Source organism: Streptomyces sp. NPDC012637 (assembly GCF_042954805.1).
GTDB lineage: Bacteria > Actinomycetota > Actinomycetes > Streptomycetales > Streptomycetaceae > Streptomyces.
The window spans coordinates 815,354-831,505 of the sequence record NZ_JBIBDS010000001.1; the positions used below are offsets into that span (position 1 = coordinate 815,354).

At 73.0% G+C, this 16,152-nt stretch carries 15 protein-coding genes; 7 read left to right on the forward strand and 8 right to left on the reverse strand.

Annotation, left to right across the window (positions count from 1 at the left end; all coding sequences use genetic code 11):
- Nucleotides 1-59 precede the first annotated feature (59 nt).
- Nucleotides 60-2,207, reverse strand: coding sequence for a SpoIIE family protein phosphatase (locus ACFY8W_RS03705; RefSeq protein ID WP_391099740.1), 2,148 nt, complete (start codon nucleotides 2,205-2,207; stop codon nucleotides 60-62).
- Nucleotides 2,208-2,310: 103 nt separating this feature from the next.
- Nucleotides 2,311-3,453: a DUF6777 domain-containing protein gene (locus ACFY8W_RS03710; RefSeq protein ID WP_391099742.1), complete on the reverse strand. Its 1,143-nt coding sequence runs from the start codon at nucleotides 3,451-3,453 to the stop codon at nucleotides 2,311-2,313.
- Nucleotides 3,454-3,683: 230 nt separating this feature from the next.
- Between ACFY8W_RS03710 and ACFY8W_RS03715 the strand changes: the two genes are divergently transcribed.
- From ACFY8W_RS03715 to ACFY8W_RS03730, 4 genes are all read left to right on the forward strand, one after another.
- Complete coding sequence (locus ACFY8W_RS03715) at nucleotides 3,684-4,637, forward strand: YndJ family transporter (RefSeq protein ID WP_391099744.1); 954 nt, start codon at nucleotides 3,684-3,686, stop codon at nucleotides 4,635-4,637.
- A complete protein-coding gene (locus ACFY8W_RS03720) occupies nucleotides 4,634-5,197 on the forward strand; it encodes a DUF1990 family protein (RefSeq protein ID WP_391099747.1) in 564 nt (187 codons plus the stop codon). The genes ACFY8W_RS03715 and ACFY8W_RS03720 overlap by 4 nt, the downstream gene beginning before the upstream one ends.
- A gap of 61 nt (nucleotides 5,198-5,258) precedes the next feature.
- Nucleotides 5,259-5,426, forward strand: coding sequence for a hypothetical protein (locus tag ACFY8W_RS03725; RefSeq protein WP_391099750.1), 168 nt, complete (start codon nucleotides 5,259-5,261; stop codon nucleotides 5,424-5,426).
- Nucleotides 5,427-5,456: 30 nt separating this feature from the next.
- The gene (locus ACFY8W_RS03730; RefSeq protein WP_391099753.1) at nucleotides 5,457-6,884 is read left to right on the forward strand and encodes a lipase maturation factor family protein; all 1,428 of its coding nucleotides are present in this window, start codon (nucleotides 5,457-5,459) and stop codon (nucleotides 6,882-6,884) included.
- Between the two features lie 108 nt (nucleotides 6,885-6,992).
- Here ACFY8W_RS03730 and ACFY8W_RS03735 read toward each other — a convergent pair whose 3' ends face one another.
- The 3 genes from ACFY8W_RS03735 to ACFY8W_RS03745 form a co-directional block, all read right to left on the reverse strand.
- A complete protein-coding gene (locus tag ACFY8W_RS03735) occupies nucleotides 6,993-7,163 on the reverse strand; it encodes a hypothetical protein (protein WP_391099756.1) in 171 nt (56 codons plus the stop codon).
- 498 nt (nucleotides 7,164-7,661) lie between these two features.
- Nucleotides 7,662-9,146: an SDR family NAD(P)-dependent oxidoreductase gene (locus tag ACFY8W_RS03740; protein WP_391099758.1), complete on the reverse strand. Its 1,485-nt coding sequence runs from the start codon at nucleotides 9,144-9,146 to the stop codon at nucleotides 7,662-7,664.
- Between the two features lie 63 nt (nucleotides 9,147-9,209).
- Complete coding sequence (locus ACFY8W_RS03745; protein ID WP_391099761.1) at nucleotides 9,210-9,935, reverse strand: IucA/IucC family C-terminal-domain containing protein; 726 nt, start codon at nucleotides 9,933-9,935, stop codon at nucleotides 9,210-9,212.
- Nucleotides 9,936-10,200: 265 nt separating this feature from the next.
- On the opposite strand from ACFY8W_RS03745, the gene ACFY8W_RS03750 reads away from it, so the two are divergent.
- On the forward strand, nucleotides 10,201-11,337 hold the full coding sequence (locus ACFY8W_RS03750; RefSeq protein WP_391099763.1) for a DMT family transporter: 1,137 nt from the start codon (nucleotides 10,201-10,203) through the stop codon (nucleotides 11,335-11,337).
- On the opposite strand, the gene ACFY8W_RS03755 is transcribed toward ACFY8W_RS03750, so the two are convergent.
- The 3 genes from ACFY8W_RS03755 to panD form a co-directional block, all read right to left on the reverse strand.
- Nucleotides 11,218-12,606 carry a peptidoglycan DD-metalloendopeptidase family protein gene (locus tag ACFY8W_RS03755; RefSeq protein ID WP_391099766.1) on the reverse strand — a complete coding sequence of 463 codons (1,389 nt, stop codon included), beginning with the start codon at nucleotides 12,604-12,606 and terminating at the stop codon, nucleotides 11,218-11,220. The two genes, ACFY8W_RS03750 and ACFY8W_RS03755, sit on opposite strands and share 120 nt — an antisense overlap.
- A gap of 496 nt (nucleotides 12,607-13,102) precedes the next feature.
- On the reverse strand, nucleotides 13,103-13,447 hold the full coding sequence (locus ACFY8W_RS03760; RefSeq protein WP_391099769.1) for a GNAT family N-acetyltransferase: 345 nt from the start codon (nucleotides 13,445-13,447) through the stop codon (nucleotides 13,103-13,105).
- A 51-nt stretch (nucleotides 13,448-13,498) separates the two neighbouring features.
- A complete protein-coding gene (gene panD / locus ACFY8W_RS03765) occupies nucleotides 13,499-13,924 on the reverse strand; it encodes an aspartate 1-decarboxylase (protein WP_391099771.1) in 426 nt (141 codons plus the stop codon).
- Nucleotides 13,925-14,507: 583 nt separating this feature from the next.
- Here panD and ACFY8W_RS03770 point away from each other — a divergent pair.
- On the forward strand, nucleotides 14,508-14,759 hold the full coding sequence (locus ACFY8W_RS03770; RefSeq protein WP_391099773.1) for a helix-turn-helix domain-containing protein: 252 nt from the start codon (nucleotides 14,508-14,510) through the stop codon (nucleotides 14,757-14,759).
- Between the two features lie 191 nt (nucleotides 14,760-14,950).
- Nucleotides 14,951-16,126 carry a protein kinase gene (locus ACFY8W_RS03775; RefSeq protein ID WP_391099776.1) on the forward strand — a complete coding sequence of 392 codons (1,176 nt, stop codon included), beginning with the start codon at nucleotides 14,951-14,953 and terminating at the stop codon, nucleotides 16,124-16,126.
- The last annotated feature ends 26 nt before the right edge of the window (nucleotides 16,127-16,152 follow it).

A 16,152-nucleotide genomic window follows, 5' to 3' on the forward strand; every position in this document is an offset into this window, starting at 1 on the left:
GGGACCGCCCCGGGCCGAAGGGGCCGGACGGCAGGCGCCCTTCGGAGCCCGCCGACCGGTCAGAGCAGTCCGGTCCAGTCCCCGGTCAGCTCCCCGCTCCAGTCGGGCGTCCAGTCACCGGGCCGGTCGGTCACGAACTCGCACCACACGCACTTGCCGCCGCCGCGCGGCTCCACGCCCCACAGGTCCGAGATCCGGTCCACCAGGAGCAGGCCGCGGCCGGAGACGCCGGACTCGCCGGCCTCCCGGCGGCGCGGCAGCGCGCTGGAGCGGTCCTCCACCTCGACGCGCAGGCGCCGCTCGGGCCCGGCCAGCATGCGCAGGGTCACGATCGCGCCGCCGTCGGTGTGCATCAGGGCGTTGGTCATCAGCTCGTCGGCGACCAGCTCGATCTCGTCGGAGCGCTCGCCCGCGCCCCAGGCGCGCACGGCGGCGCGGATCATGTGGCGGGCGGAGCGGAGCGCCTCGGGATCGTTCTGGCCGACGTGCTGCTGGAGCCTGCCGCCGGTCTGCGGCGGGTGCGCGCCCGCGCGGCGCAGCAGCAGGACGGCGACGTCGTCCTCGCCACCGCGTTCGTCGACGACGTCGCAGAGGTGGTCGGCGAGCTGGTCGAGGTCCCGCGGTCCCCTCTTGACCAGGGATGAGAGCCACTGCAGGCCCTCGTCGAGGTCGGCGCCCGGCTTCTCGACGAGGCCGTCGGTGTAGAGCAGCAGGGTCCGGCCGGGGTCGAGCTCGACGGCGGTGACGGGGTAGTCGAGCCGGCCGAACTCGGCGGAGAGGCCGAGCGGGAGTCCGCCCTCGACGGGCAGCCGGTGCGCGCTGCCGTCCCGGTCCTGGATCATCGGGTCGACGTGGCCGGCCCGCACGATCTGGACGAGCCCGGTGGCCGGGTCGGCCTCGGCGTAGGTGCAGGTGGCGAAGCGGTCGGTGTCGAGCTCGTGGAGGAAGACGGAGGCGCGGGCCATCACGGTGGCGGGCGTGTGGCCCTCGGCGGCGTAGGCGCGCAGCACGATGCGCAGTTGTCCCATGACGGCGGCGGCGTGGGTGTCGTGGCCCTGGACGTCGCCGATGACGGCGCCGACCCGGCCGCCGGGGAGCGGGATGATGTCGTACCAGTCGCCGCCGATGTCGCGGCCGAGCCGTGCGGAGCGGTAGCGGACGGCGATCTGCGCGCCGGGCACCTCGGGGATGCGGCGGGGCAGCATCGCCTGCTGGAGGCCTTCGGCGAGGTCGTGCTCCTGCTCGTACAGCATGGCGCGCTGGAGGCTCTGGGCGATGGAGCTGCCGAGGGCGACGAGCAGGTTGCGCTCGTCGGCGCTGAAGCCGGTGCGGTCGCTGTAGAGCAGGCCGAGGGCACCGATGGGGCGGGCCTGCGCGATGAGCGGGAGGTAGGCGGCGGAGGTGACGCCGAGCCCGCTGATGTGGGGCCACAGGATCGGGTAGGAGGCGGCGAAGTCCTCAGGGGACTCGATGAAGCGGGGCCGCAGCGTGCGGATCACCTCGCTCATCGGGTACGGCTCGTCCACGCGGGTGAACCGGGTGCCGGGCACGAAGGCGCCGTCGGGTCCCTCGGCCACCAGGTGGATGCGTCCGGACTCCAGGAGACCCATGACGAGGCTGGCCGCGCCGAAGTGTTCCAGACCCTGGGAGTCGTTGAGCAGGTCGATGATGTCCTGCACGGTGCGGGCGTGGGCGAGCGCGGCCGTCATGCCCTCGACGACGCTGGTGCGCCGGCGGCGGCCCTCGTCGAGGCCCAGCCGTGCGGCGGATTCGGAGAGCTCCTCGGAGGCGTCCCGGATGATGCCGACGATGCGGACCGGGCGGCCGTCGGGGTCGCGCCTGACGACGCCCTGGGTGTGGGTCCAGCGCTGGACGCCGGCGCGGGTGCGGATGCGGAAGTAGGCGCCGTAGCGCTCGCTGCCGTCCTTGAGCGCCTGGGCGACCAGGGCGTCGAGCCGGCGGCCCTCGTCGGGCAGGACCCGGGAGCCGAGGGTGGCGGGGTCGCCGTCGTATTCGGCGGGGTCCATGTCGAAGACGTTCAGGGCGGCCTCGTCCATGGCCATCCGGCCGGTGACCAGGTCCCAGTCGAAGCCGCCCATGCGGAATTCCTGGCCGAACTCGTGGAGGAAGCAGCAGTCCTGCCCCGACGGTCCCGCCGTGCAGCGGCACCGCTCGGCCGCCTCCCCGCCCCCTCTGCCCGCAGTCATGGGGCCACGCTAGGCGCAGCGCAGCCCGTGCGCACGGCGAAGATCGGCACAGATTCGCAACAACGTTTCGCCCGGACGGCCGGCGGGGCGGACGCCGGGGCCGTCAGCCCTCGAAGGTCTCGGGCTGCTCGGGCACGGTCTCGGCCGGGAACGGGTCCTCGAAGTCGGGCGGCGGCTCCGGTGCGGGCTGTTCGCCGGGGCCGTCGGGCACGACCGGGACGTCCGGCTCCACGGGGGCGTCCGGGGCGGGGACGGTCGTGTCGCCGTCGGGTGCCGGCGGGGCGACGGGCTCCTCGTTCGGAGCGGGTTCCCTGGGCGCGGCCGGGGTGTGCGGCGGGGGCGGGACGGAGGGGCCGGTCGGGCGGCCGGGGCTCGTCGGGGTGGCGGCGGGCGGGTCGGCCGGGGCCGGGCCGTCCGGCAGCGGTGCGGGCGGGTCGGCGACGAGGTCGCAGGAGGCCGGGGCGCAGGGCGGCAGGACGTCGGGCCTGCGGTCCTGTTCGCCGTCGCTGCCCATCCGCCGTTCCAGCCAGGTGTTGTCGGCGGCGCTGGCGATCACCAGGCTGTTGACGACGGTGCGGGTGGGAGTGATGACGACGACCCGGTCCGGACGGTAGCCGGCCCAGGGCTCTCCGGTGTGCCGGGCGTTCTCGGCGGCGGCCGGCGAGCGCAGCGGGTTGCCGCAGGCGCAGCGCACCCGCGGCGTGCCGTACTGGTCGACGAGGACCGCGGTGCCCGCCTGGAGCACGGACTGGAAGGCGGTGGGGCGCCCGTCCTGGTAGCCGTGGCTGGTGACCCGGGTGTCGGCGCGCAGGAGGACGGGCGTGAGGCCGCGCAGCCAGCCGGCCAGGTTGCTCTCGGGGATCCCGGCGGACTCGGCGAAGGCGCGGGCCTTGGCCGGCTCGGCGGTGAGGTAGGCGGCCTGCTGCTCGACGTTGCAGCTGGCGACGGCGCGGGTGCCGCCGTAGAGGCCGGGCGTCGCGCCGGTGAGGGCGCGGCCCGCGGGCGCGGGGTCGGCGACGCCGGTGACGGGCGGTGCGTCCTCCTGTACCGGAGCGCCTTCCTGCGCGGTGGACTGCGTGAAGGGCGCGGGGCCCTGGGCGCCGGCGGGCTGGAGCAGCACTTCCCTGGCGGGCGACGCGGCGGTCTGTTCCGCCCCGGGCTCGCCGGGGTCGGCTGTGGAGCAGCCCGCGAGCAGCACGGCCGTGCCGAGTGCGGCGAGTGCGCACGCGGCGGGCCGCGAGGGCATCCGTCGCGAGGGCCGTCGTCTGGATGCGTCGCGCACTGGATCTCCCACCTGTCGCCCCGGGTCGTTCCTTCATGTCTGCCGCAGGCCTCGGGGGCCCGCAATCCAGGCGCGTCCATCCGGCTCGGCGCCCACGCGCACCCAGCCACTTGAACACGTTCAAGGAAAGCCCTACGCTCACCCCGTGAAGCGTTGAACACGTTCAACAGCCTGATCCAGGGGGTGGCGGTGCCGTGTCCGTACTCGTCGGACTGATCGTGATGCTGGGCATGCTGGTCGTCGTGCCCGCCGGGCTCCGGCTCGTCGACGGACCCCAGCCCGCCACGCTGCGGCTGCTGCGCCGCGCCTGGCCCCTGCTCGCCGTACCGGGCGCGTTCTCACTCTGGCTCCCACGCTCCCCGCTCGCCGTCGCCCTGGCCTGCTGCTACGCCCTCGCCACACTGGCGCTCGCGCTGCACGCCCCGGCCCGGCTCGCCCTCACCCGGTCCGTCGCTCCCGCCGAGATCGCGGTGCTCACCGCCCTCGCCACGCCGTCCGTCGCCGGACTCGCCCTGGTCGCCGAGCGCGCCGGACACGAGCTGTTCGGCTTCGACCTCGACATCCTGGCGCTCACCGTCCCCCACTTCCACTTCGCCGGCTTCGCCGCCGCCCTGGTCGCCGGACTCGTCTGCCGTACGGCCGAGGGCCGGGCCACGCGCTTCGCCGCCCTCAGCGTCCCGCTGGGCACCCTGCTGGTGCTCCTCGGCTACTTCGTCGACGACTGGGCCGAGCTCGCCGGCGCCCTCGTCCTCACCGCCGGAATGTGGGCCGTCGCCCTCGCCGTCTGGCGCGAGCCGCGCACCACCGCGCCCGACCGGGTCACCCGCGCCCTGCTCGGCACCTCGGCCGCCGTGCTGGTCGCCACCATGCTCCTCGCGCTGAGCTGGGCGCTCGGCGAGGCCACCGGAATCCCGCACCCGAGCCTGACCTGGATGGCCGCCACCCACGGCCTCGGCAACGCCCTCGGCTTCGCCCTGTGCTCGCTGCTCGCCTGGCACCGGCTGCGGCCCCCCGCCGCCGGCACACCGGCCGCCGTCAGGCCCGGCGCCGCCACGCCTGCCGCCGCCACCTCGCCCGACCGCACTCCGCCCACCCTGACCTCCGCCGTCACCACCGTCACCGCGCACCGAACGGAGCTCCCGGCATGACCCGTCTCATCCGCAGCCTCTCGGACTCCCCCGCCGGCCCCTCGGGCCGGGCCACCGGACCGAACTACCCCGAGGTCGGCGCCACCCGCACCGGACCGCTGCCGGCCGGATACCACCACCTCCACCACACCGTCCGGATCGGCACCGGCCGGGCGGCCTACAAGGCCGCGGGCGCCGCCGTCACCACCTGGGCCATGCACCGGGCGACGGGCGCCCGGGTGGACAGCGCCGCCGAGCAGGCCGAGCCCGGCGTGACCCTCGAGGTGTCGCTGGGCCTCGGCCCGGTCCGGTTCACCGCGCCCTGCCAGGTGATCTGGACGACGTACACGGAGAAGGAGACCGGCTTCGCGTACGGCACCCGCGGCGGGCACCCCGAGTGCGGCGAGGAGTCCTTCGTCGTCGACCTGCACGACGACGGCTCGGTCTGGTTCACGGTCACCGCGTTCAGCCGCGCCGCCGTCTGGTACACCCGGCTCGGCGGGCCCGTCGTCCGGTCGCTCCAGCACTTCTACGCCCGCCGGCTGGGCCGCTCCCTCGCGGGTCTCGTCGCCGGCCGATGAGAGTTACGCTCCTTCTGTACTCACTCCGCACTCATCCGTGCACCTCTCGAAGGAGGCGGCCATGAGCAGCCCGTACGACGAGTACACCAACCCCTCGCAGGCCGAGGGCGAGCGCCTCGACGAGGACATGGACGCCCAGCAGAAGGCGCATGTCCACCCCCAGGTCACCCGCACCACGCCGTCCCAGGCGGAGGGCGAGCGGACCGCCGAGGACGACACCAAGAGCTGACGACCGCGACGGCCCGCACCACCGGACCCGATGGAGTGGTTCACCGCACCCGACTACTGGCTGAGCCGGATCGTCTTCCAGCGGGGGCTCGCCGGGCTGTACCTCGTCGCGTTCCTCGCGGCCGCGCTGCAGTTCCGGGCGCTCATCGGCGCCCGCGGCATGCTGCCGGTGCCCGACTTCGTACGGGCCGTCCCGGCCCGGCGCGCACCCAGCCTGTTCCAGTGGCGCTATTCCGACCGGCTCTTCGCGGCCGTGGCGTGGGGCGGCGCCGCGCTCGCCCTGGCGATGGCGGCAGGCGCCGGCGACGCGGTGCCGCTGCCGGTGTCGATGCTGCTGTGGCTGCTGCTGTGGGCGGCGTACCTGTCGATCGTGAACGTGGGGCAGACCTGGTACTCCTTCGGCTGGGAGTCGCTGCTCCTGGAGACCGGCGTCCTCGCCGTCCTGCTCGGCAACGACGACACCGGACCGCCGGTCCTGGTCCTGCTGCTGCTCCGCTGGCTGCTGTTCCGGGTCGAGTTCGGCGCCGGACTCATCAAGATCCGCGGTGACCAGTGCTGGCGGGAACTGACCTGCCTCTACCACCACCACGAGACCCAGCCGATGCCCGGCCCGCTCAGCTGGTTCTTCCACCATCTGCCGAGGCCGCTGCACAAGGTCGAGTGCGCCGCCAACCACGTCGTCCAGCTCGGCGTGCCCGTCCTGCTCTTCACCCCTCAGCCCGTGGCCACGATCGCCGCGGGCCTGATGATCGTCACCCAGCTGTGGCTCGTGCTGTCCGGGAACTTCGCCTGGCTGAACTGGATCACCATCGTCCTCGCGCTGTCCGCCGTGGACGGTTCGCTCCTCGTCGGCGACCACCCGCAGCCCGAGGCGCCGCTCTGGTACGTGGTCGTCGTGTGCGCCGCCACCGCCCTGATCCTCTTCCTCAGCCGGAACCCGGTCCGCAACCTGATCTCCCGGCACCAGGCGATGAACCGCTCCTTCGACCCGCTGCACCTCGTCAACACCTACGGCGCCTTCGGCACGGTCGGCCGGGTGCGGGACGAGATCGTGGTCGAGGGCACCGACGACCCGGACCCGCACCCGGGCACCGTGTGGCGCGAGTACGGCTTCAAGGGCAAGCCGGGCGACCCGTGGCGGCTGCCGCGCCAGTTCGCCCCGTACCACCTGCGGCTCGACTGGCTGATGTGGTTCGCCGCCCTCTCCCCCGGCTACGCCCGCGACTGGTTCGGGCCCTTCGTCGAACGGCTCCTCGAAGGGGACCGGGACACGCTGCGGCTGCTGCGGCACAACCCCTTCCCGGACGAGCCGCCCACGCACGTACGGGCCCGGCTCTACCGCTACCGCTTCACGACCTGGGCGGAGCTCCGGGCGACCGGCGCGTGGTGGCACCGCACGCTGGTGCGCGAGTACATGCCGCCGGTGCGGCTGCGGGCGTACGCGGGAGGGCGCCGCTGACACGGCCGTGCCCCCGGCCGATGGGATCGGCCGGGGGCACGGGGGCGAAGCGTCGGCTGCGACTCGGGCTGGGCACTCGCGCACGAGCGCTCACGGACGAGCCGGAACTCAGTCGATGCCCTGCAGGATGTGCGGCTCGGCGAGGTCGTCCTCGTAGCCGGCGAGTCGGATCGGCGCCGAGCGGGCCCACACTTCGAGGCTGCCCAGCTCCCCGGACCGGCGCGTCCGCTCGGTCGGTTCGGCCGGACGGTCTTCCTGCTTGGTCGGTTCTGGTGTCACCGCGCACTCCTTCGTGTCGCGTGTCAATGGGTTCAGGTCCGATCGGTCGCGGTGGCGCCGTTCTGCGGGCGGGACCGCGGCCTTGGTGTCAGGCCTGTCCCCAGGGCGGCCGTGAGGGTTCGGTGAAACCCCCGAGCCGACCGTGGACATCAGACTAACCAGATGAGCGAGCCAGCGCTCTATGGGGCACGAAAGTGTGACGCGATCGAGTGACAGTGGCCCGTTTCCCGAGGTCAACGCGCGATTATCGATCGTTTCGGCTGTCCCGGGAGCACCGGGGACACGGGCGGACTCCAGCGACACCGGCGGCCTCCGGCAACCCGGGCGGGCCCATCGACACCGGCGGGCCCGGCGGGCCCGGCAAACACCGGCCGGCCCGGCGGACCCGACGACACCGGCGGACTACGGCAGCCCCGGCGACACTCGACCGCCGGCAGCCGCCGAGCGTCGACGGCCGACGGCCGACGACCGACGACCGACCGCGGCCGACCGCCGCTGCTACCACCTGCCGGGCGCGTAGTCCTTCATGAAGACGCCGTACAGGTCCTCGCCCTGCTCGCCGCGCACGATCGGGTCGTAGACCCGGGCCGCGCCGTCGACGAGGTCGAGCGGGGCGTGGAAGCCCTCCTCGGCGAGCCGCAGCTTGTCGAAGTGCGGACGCTCGTCGGTGATCCAGCCGGTGTCCACGGAAGTCATGAGGATGCCGTCGGACTGGAACATCTCCTGGGCGCTGGTCCGCGTCACCATGTTGATCGCGGCCTTGGCGGCGTTGGTGTTCGGATGTCCGGCGCCCTTGTAGCCGCGGTCGAAGACGCCCTCCATCGCGGAGACGTTGACGACGTACGCGCGCCCGCTCTTCGCCTTCGCCGCGGCCTCGGCCATCGAGCCGCGCAGCTTGCTGATCAGGATGAACGGCGCCGTGTAGTTGCACAGCTGGGTCTCGAGCAGCTCCACCGGGGAGATCTGCTCGATGGTCTGCACCCAGGTGTTGGTCTCGACGACGTCCGGCACCAGGCCGCCGGCGTCGATGGCGGTGCCGTCCAGGTGACGGGCGACGCTCGCGTTGCCCGCGACCAGGGCGAGGTCGGCGACGGCCTGGGCGTCGAGCCCGCTCACGCCGGCCGGCAGGGCGGCCGGGCCGCCGAGCTCGCCGACGGCGCCGGAGTTGAAGGCGCCGATGACGTGGTGGGCGGGCAGCTCGCCGACGGGCAGCGGAGCGTTCTCGCCCTCGACCAGGGCGGCGTACGCGGAGGGCAGCCGGCGCACGGTCTGCGTCGCGTTGTTGACCAGGATGTCCAGCGGTCCGGCCTCGGCGACCTGGTCCGCGAGGGCCACGGCCTGGGCCGGGTCGCGCAGGTCGATGCCGACGACCTCCAGGCGGTGCATCCAGTCCTCGGAGTCCTCCATCGCCTTGAAGCGGCGGATGGCGTCCTTCGGGAAGCGCGTGGTGATCGTGGTGTGGGCGCCGTCGCGGAGCAGCCGCAGCGCGATGTACATGCCGATCTTGGCGCGGCCGCCGGTGAGCAGCGCGCGCTTGCCGGTGAGGTCGGCGCGGGCCTCGCGGCGCGACCGGTTCAGGGTGGCGCAGGGCTGGCAGAGCTGGTGGTAGAAGTAGTCGACCTCGACGTACCGCGCCTTGCAGGTGTAGCACGAGCGGGGGCGCTGGAGTATGCCGGCGATCTGGCCGGCCTCGGTGACCGAGGAGGGCAGGATGCCCTCGGTCTCGTCGTCGATGCGCTGCGCGGAACCGGTCGCGGTGGCCTCGGTGACCGCCTTGTCGTGCGCGGTCTTCGCGGCGCGGCGCTCCTGGCGGCGACGCTGCTTCACGGTCCGGTAGATGCCGGCGGTCGCACGGCGGACCGCGATCGCGTCCGGGTGGTCGACCTCCAGCTTGTCGAGCTCGTCGAGCACGCTCAGGCAGACGGCCAGGCGCTCGGGGTCGATGCCCGGCCCGTACTCCTGGGTCTCTTCAGTCACCGTCATGGCCTTCGTCGTTCCTCGATCACTCGTGCCGTCGCGGCGGTTGCCGTTTCCAAAGACGCAACTTTACGGAGCGGGAGGCCGCCGCTCCAAACCCGTACGGGGAGGGTGGTCGAACACACAGTCGCCGCACAGTCCTCCGGACCGGCAGCGGTAGTAGAGACAGCAACTGGTGCGGCGCAGGGCCGGGCCCGCGACCGTGCGGGCCAGGTCGGGATGGCCGAACAGGCCCTGGACGAGCGCGGCGGCGCGTCCGGCGGCCTCGGGGCGGTCGTTCGCCCGTGCCCAGCGGGTCAGCTCGCGCAGCGCACCGGCCAGCGCGGAGCCCGCGTTGCCCCACAGCAGCCGCGGCGAGATCCGGCCGTCCCGGGCGAAGGCCGCGTGCAGCGGCACGAGATGGGCCTCGTGGACGGCGGCGCGCAGCTCGGCGACGGTGGCGGGGCGCGTTCCGGGGCCGGCCCACCACAGGTCGTCGGGCGAGGTCAGCGCGCCGTCCCAGTGCAGGGCGTCCGGCGCGAGGTCGGGGAAGCGTCCGTACAGGGCGGCCGGGCCGAGGGCGGTGGACCACAGGCGCGCGGCGAGGCCGAGGTGGGCGACGGAGGCACCGACCCGGCGCTCGGGCGCGCCGAGGCGGACGGCGACCCGGTCGACGCGGGCGCTCAACGGGGCGTCGTCCTCGCCCGCGTACACGCGCGCGAGGGGCACGTGGGCATGGTCCGCCGTCGGGGGCGGGCTGGTGCGCAGGGCGAAGAAGCCGCCGATGCGGGCGCACTCGTCGAGATCAGGTTCCATCCGGTGTCCTCCCCTTCGAGGGGACACGGTACGGGCCAATGTGGACCGGGCCCGCGGCGCACTGGCTCGGAATGAGCGCGGCCGAGGGGGCGGCACGGCCGGCGGCCGGGCCGCCCGGGCACCGGAAAGATCCCATTCCACCCGTCCTGACCTGCGCGGGCTACATCCTGAGGTGTACGAGGGGCCGTCGTACTCCGTCCGCGGTACGCGCGATCGCGTTCCCAGGTACGACGACGCGAACGCCCGGAAGAGAGATCGTGGAGTCATGAGCCCCCTCCTGCTGTCCGTGCTCCTCGCCCTGGTCTCCGCGGTGGCCTACGCCGCCGCGGCGATCGTGCAGGAGCGGGTCGCGGCCTCGGCCGACGGCCCTCGTTACGCGCCGCTGCGCCGCCCGGCGTGGTGGGGCGCCGTGCTGCTCAACGGCCTCGGCGCGGCGCTGCACGTCGCGGCGCTGGCGTACGGCCCGCTGAGCCTGGTCCAGCCGCTGGGCGCCCTCACCATCGTGTTCGCGCTGCCGATGGCGGCGCTGTTCGTGGGCCGGCGGGTGGGCCGTACCGCCTGGCGCGGCGCGGTCATGGCGACGGTGGGCCTGGCCGGGCTGCTGAGCCTGACGGACGGCACCGGGACCCGGGTGCTCTCGGACTCCGACCGGCACCTGCTGGCGGCCGCGACCTTCGGGGCGGTGGTCCTGCTGTTCTTCCTGGCGCGGGTGGTGGGCCGCTCGGTGCTGCGCAGCGTGATCCTGGCCGCGGCGGCCGGGGTGGCCTTCGGCATCGCCTCGGTCTTCACCAAGGCGGTGGCGGAGGAGTGGACGGCGAGCGCGCCGCTGGCCGAGTGGACCAGCCTGCTGACCCTTTCGGCGCTCGCGGTCACCGGGCTGCTGCTCTCGCAGGCCTCGTACCGGGGTGCCGGGCTCGCCGCGCCGCTGGCCACGGTCACCGTGGTCAACCCGGTGATAGCCGCCGCCGTCGGCCTCACCCTGTTCGGCGAGTCCTTCCGCTACGGGGCGGCCGGCACCGTCGCGGCCCTGATCTGCGGCGCGGTCGCGGCGGGCGGCCTGGTGCAGCTGACCCTGGACCGGCTGACGCGGCCCGAGGACTCCCCTGCGGTGTCATCCGGGGAGCCCGGATCGGTGCCGGCCGGAGAGCGATCCGTGCCGGACGGGCAGCCGCAGGGCGGGGCGGACCGGCCGGGCCTGCTGGAAGCGTCGCCTCGATCGGACCGGTCGTCCCGGTCGGACCTGACGGACCGGTCGTCCCGGTCGGACCTGCCGGACCGCGGTTCAGATCGAGACGCCGCGGGCCCGCAGGTACGCCAGGGGGTCGATGTCGGACCCGTACCCGGGACCCGTGCGCACCTCGAAGTGGAGGTGCGGCCCCGAACTGTTGCCGGTCGATCCTGACCGCGCGATCCGCTGGCCGGCGTTGACCCGCTGGCCCTCGCGGACCGTGAGCGCCGAGAGGTGGGCGTACTGGCTGTAACGGCCGTCCTCGTGCCGGATGACGACCTGGTAGCCGTAGGCACCGCCCCAGCCGGCGGAGACGACCTTCCCGTCGGACACGGCCCGGACCGAGGTGCCGGTGGGGACGGGGAAGTCGACGCCTGTGTGGTAGCCGCTGGACCAGGAGGAGCCGGCCTTGCGGTAGCGGGTGCCGATGTCGGTGTCGGCGACGGGCGAGCTGTAGCTGTCCCGCTCGGCAGCCGGCTTCGGTGCCGGCTTGTGCGCGGGTGCCGGCTTCTGCACCGGCCTGGTGACGGGCCTGGCGGCGACCGGCTTGGTGACGGGCTTCGGCGCGGGACGCGTGGTCGGCTTCGCCGCGGAGGGCGTCGGGGCGGGCCTGGCCGGCGCCTTGGTCGCGGGCGGCTTGACCGGGGTCTTCGCGGTCGGCGGCTTCGGTGCGGGGGGCTTCGTCGACGGCCTGGTCCCGGGCTTCGTCGCGGGCTTCGGATTCGCCTGCTGCGGCGGGGCGGCGGGGGCCGTGATGCGGAGGGTGAGGCGCTGGCCGGGGAGGATGAGGTCCGGGTCGTCGCCGACGACGGCGCGGTTCGCCGCGTAGAGGCGCGGCCAGCCGCCCCGGACGTGCTCTTCACGGGCGATCTTCGACAGCGAGTCGCCGGGCGCGACCGTGTACATCTCGCGGACCGTCGGCACGGTGGTCGGGCTCGCCTGCGCGGCCTCGGCCGGGCGGGTCCGCTGGGCGGGTAACGCGGCCTTCCGGGCCTGCGGCGCCTCGGACACCGGGCGGGTGCGCGCCGTCTGGGGCGAGACCGCCGGTGCCTCGCCGTCGCGCTCGAGACCGGCGCGGGGCGCGCAGCCGGGCCAGGCGCCCGGGCCCTGGCCCTTGAGCACGCGTTCGGCGACGGCGATCTGCTGGTCCTTGGATGCGAGGTCGGCGCGCGGCGCGAAGTGCGTCCCGCCGTACCGCTCCCAGGTGGCCTGGGTGAACTGGAGGCCGCCGAAGTAGCCGTTGCCGGTGTTGATCTGCCAGTTCGACGAGGACTCGCAGGACGCGAGCTTCTCCCAGACGTCGAGCGAGGCGGCCTCCGCCGTGCCCGCGCCGATGAGCGGCAGCGCCATGCCGGCGCCGCCGACGGTGACGGTGAGCGAGGCACGGTTGATCCGGCTCGGCTGGTGGCGACGGTGTTTCCCGCGTGTTCCGCGCACGGACATGGGCCCCCCTCGAACGCATCGGCAGTCGCCCACGGTAGGGGCTGGCAACCGTGCGTGACAAGGGCTTCGGGCCGATCCCCCTGCTCGTCCGTCACACCGTCGCGCCGTCGGGCCGACGCACGGCCGGACCGCCCCACCCGCGGCCGGGCCGTCACGCGGTCACAGGCCCGCGGGTCCCGGCTGGGGCTGCGGCTCGGGCCCGGGCGGCACGGGCGCGGGGTTGGGCGGCGGAACGGGACTGGGCGGAGGCACCGGCGGAGGCACCGGCGTCGGGGCGGGGGGCGGGAGCGGATCGGGGATGGGCGGCTGGGTCATGGCTGACTCCGGGGAGGCGAAGGGCACCTGGAAGGGCGGACGGGACCCGGGTCCGGTCGTCCGTCCCGGGACCAATGTCCCTCCGTCCGTGTGCCCTCGCTCGTGGTGCCCATTCATTCGGGTGGCGAAGGAGCCCTCGCGCCGTCGCCCCCACCACCCGGGCCGCCGGGCCCGGCCGGTGTCACCAGAGTTCCGGCGTGGCCTTGAGCTGCCGCTTCGCGGCCCGTACGACGTTCTCCGGCGGCGCCGGGGCCTCCTCGGGATGCCCTGCGGCCCACCTGGCCGCGTACGGGCACAGCGGCACGACGGGCACGCCCTCGGCGGCGGCCGTGCGGTAGAACTCCCGGACCAGTGCCCCGGCGACGCCCTGGCCCTCGTGCGTGGCCTCCACGACGGTGTGGACGGCGACGAGGGCGTGCGGTTCGACGTCGAGGACGAAGTAGACGACGACACCGGCGTAGTCGCCGTCGTCGAACGCCTCCAGGCGTCCCTTCTGACGGTCGTCGCGGATGGTCGGCTCTGCCATGCTGCGGACCTCCCTCGTCACGTACGGCCGCGGCGCGGCCGCCGCCGCAGTTCAGACCTGCGCGGGCACGGCGTGCGGCGCGCGCACGGTGTCGCTCCCCGGCACCGGTGCCGACGCGTCGCCGCCGAGCTCCACGATGCGGTTGTCCGCGTCGACGTGCACGACGCTCGGCACGAGCGCACGGGCCTCGGCGTCCGTGACCTGGGCGTAGCTGATGAGGATCACCAGGTCCCCGGGGTGCACCAGATGGGCGGCGGCCCCGTTGATGCCGATCACACCCGAGCCTCGCTCGCCCTCGATGACGTACGTCTCCAGGCGGGCCCCGTTGTCGATGTCGACGATGTGGACGAGCTCGCCGGGCAGCAGATCGGCGGCGTCCATCAGGTCGGCGTCGATCGTGACGGATCCGACGTAGTGGAGGTCGGCCTGGGTCACGGTGGCACGGTGGATCTTGGACTTGAACATTGTACGCATCATCGAGGTACTCCTGGACATAGGCTCCCTGCCTGCGTTTTTGCAGGTCAAGGGCGGTTTCCCTACCCTACAACGAGTCGCATGTTCGGGCAGCATTCCCCAGGTTTTTCAGGACTCATGCTGACCACTTGCTGACTTTTCTGACGCATCATCAGGTGTTGCAGGGGAGTTCCGTCCGCTCTCCTGGACCCCACCGCGACGACCGCACAAGCCTACGCAGCACCCTCCGAAGGGTGTCCGTGATCACCGTCACTCTGGCGGCTTGGGAGGCCACTACGAGGACGGTCGCGCCAGGGACCCTGGCTGCGCACGCCATGGGTCAGTCGGCCCAGGCCCCCTCATTCCGCCTCAAGGGAGGAGGCACCCATGGTTCAACGAGAATCCGAGGGGCCGAAGCGGCGCGGCAACATAGCCGCGGATCGCCGGTTAGCCAAACCGGCGATTCTCACGACCATGGCTACAGCTCGTCCGGTGACTCCTGGCGGTGGCACAGGGCGGCCGTCACGACGTTTGGAATTAGGCCACAGCAGAGCGCGAGTCGATGCCGCGATCCGGCTCAGGCCAGCATCAAGGAGCCATCTTGCCCATGGAACCGCAGTCGCACTCCGACGAGACCCGCACCGATATCAACTCGTCGAACAGGCGCCGTAGCGTCGAGCCCGTCCTTATGGACACTTCGGAGGTCGCCACGATGCTCAACATGTCGACGAGCTGGGTCTATAGGGAGGCATCAAAACTGGGGTTGAAGGGCTACAAGCTCGGCCGAGGCAGGAACGCCAAGGTGCTGTACAAGAGGGCCGAGATCTTCAAGTGGCTGGAGCAGCAGAAGATCCATTAGAAGTGGGCGCCGGGGCCAACAGCACGGTGACTGCCTCCACGAGCCCCTCACGGCCGATTTCGGCCAGCATCCCGCCGGCCAGTGTCCTGATCAGGCCGAAAGCCCCTCTGGCTGCCCTCCTGGCCAATTAGAGTGGTGGCCGGCAAGAGCGCTGATCGGGTGAGGCGCGGTGGAAAGGTGAGTCGGTACGGATGAGCGGGGTGCCCACGCGGATCGGCCGGTACACGGTGGCGCGGGAGCTCGGCTCGGGCGGGATGGGTGAGGTCTATCTCGCCTACACGCCGGCAGGTGATCCAGTCGCGGTGAAGGTCATCCGCAACGACAAGCTCGATCCGCTGACGCGTGCGCGCTTCGAGAAGGAGGCGTTGATCGCACGTACCGTGATCGGCACGAACCGGGTGGCCCGCTTCCTGGACGCGGACCCTTACGCGGACCGACCGTGGCTGGCGATCGAGTACGTGGCCGGTCGCACGCTGTTGGCCTGTGTGGACAGCGGCGGTGTGCTTCCGCTGCCACTGGCGGCCAGCCTCGGGGCGTTGCTCGCGGAGGGCTTGTCGGCAGTCCACGCCGCGGGGCTGCTTCATCGAGACCTGAAGCCGCAGAACGTCATTCTGGGCGATGACGGCCCGATGATCATCGACTTCGGGCTGGGCGCGTTCATGGATGCCTCGCAGGAGACGCTGTCGCATAGCGGCATGATCATCGGCACCGTCCGGTGCATGCCGCCGGAGCAGGCCGGCGGCCATCCTCAGGTGTCACCTGCGGCGGACGTGTATGCGCTGGGCACGGTTCTGCTGTACGCGGCGGCTCGCCACTATCCGTACGACGGAACACGCTGGGAGGCGATCGCGGCCCAGGTCACCAATCCCGAGATCGCTCCCGATCTCTCTGGTGTGCCTGCGCCGCTGGTGCCCCTTTTGGAGTCGATGCTCGCCCACTCGCCGGAGAAACGGCCGACTCTACAAGCGGTCTCCGATGCATGCGCGAAGGTCCTCTCCGACTCCGGGGTCACACCGGCGGCCGCCCGGCTCGCTCTGATCGCCCACACCAGGGCGAGCGAGGCTCCGTCGCCCCCTGGTGAGCCGCTGACGGCGTCGTTCGAGAAGCTCATCCACGAACAGGCTGACCGTATAGAGCACGACGAACCGGCGAGCCCACTAGACGATCCTGCGCGGGCGTCACAGGCCGAAGCCGACGAGCCGGAGCCAGAGTCGGAAGAGCCTGAGGTTCTCCTGCCCGATCCCACCCCAATTTCTGCGAGGCGGAACGCCTCACCGAAGGCAGGCGCGGCCAGGGGACGCCCTCCGGCGTCGAAGCGGATCGCGGACGAGCTGCGCGCGTTGTACGCCGCCGATCCGGCTCTGTGACTGATGCGTTGACAGTGCCGGGTGAG

Coding starts and splice junctions, on each gene's coding strand:
- ACFY8W_RS03705 (WP_391099740.1), bottom strand. CDS start 2,207: ATGACTGCGGGCAGAGGGGGCGGGGAGGCGGCCGAGCGGTGCCGCTGC.
- ACFY8W_RS03710 (WP_391099742.1), bottom strand. CDS start 3,453: ATGCCCTCGCGGCCCGCCGCGTGCGCACTCGCCGCACTCGGCACGGCC.
- ACFY8W_RS03720 (WP_391099747.1), top strand. CDS start 4,634: ATGACCCGTCTCATCCGCAGCCTCTCGGACTCCCCCGCCGGCCCCTCG.
- ACFY8W_RS03725 (WP_391099750.1), top strand. CDS start 5,259: ATGAGCAGCCCGTACGACGAGTACACCAACCCCTCGCAGGCCGAGGGC.
- ACFY8W_RS03730 (WP_391099753.1), top strand. CDS start 5,457: ATGGAGTGGTTCACCGCACCCGACTACTGGCTGAGCCGGATCGTCTTC.
- ACFY8W_RS03740 (WP_391099758.1), bottom strand. CDS start 9,146: ATGACGGTGACTGAAGAGACCCAGGAGTACGGGCCGGGCATCGACCCC.
- ACFY8W_RS03745 (WP_391099761.1), bottom strand. CDS start 9,935: ATGGAACCTGATCTCGACGAGTGCGCCCGCATCGGCGGCTTCTTCGCC.
- ACFY8W_RS03750 (WP_391099763.1), top strand. CDS start 10,201: ATGAGCCCCCTCCTGCTGTCCGTGCTCCTCGCCCTGGTCTCCGCGGTG.
- ACFY8W_RS03755 (WP_391099766.1), bottom strand. CDS start 12,606: ATGTCCGTGCGCGGAACACGCGGGAAACACCGTCGCCACCAGCCGAGC.
- ACFY8W_RS03760 (WP_391099769.1), bottom strand. CDS start 13,447: ATGGCAGAGCCGACCATCCGCGACGACCGTCAGAAGGGACGCCTGGAG.
- panD (WP_391099771.1), bottom strand. CDS start 13,924: ATGATGCGTACAATGTTCAAGTCCAAGATCCACCGTGCCACCGTGACC.
- ACFY8W_RS03770 (WP_391099773.1), top strand. CDS start 14,508: ATGGAACCGCAGTCGCACTCCGACGAGACCCGCACCGATATCAACTCG.
- ACFY8W_RS03775 (WP_391099776.1), top strand. CDS start 14,951: ATGAGCGGGGTGCCCACGCGGATCGGCCGGTACACGGTGGCGCGGGAG.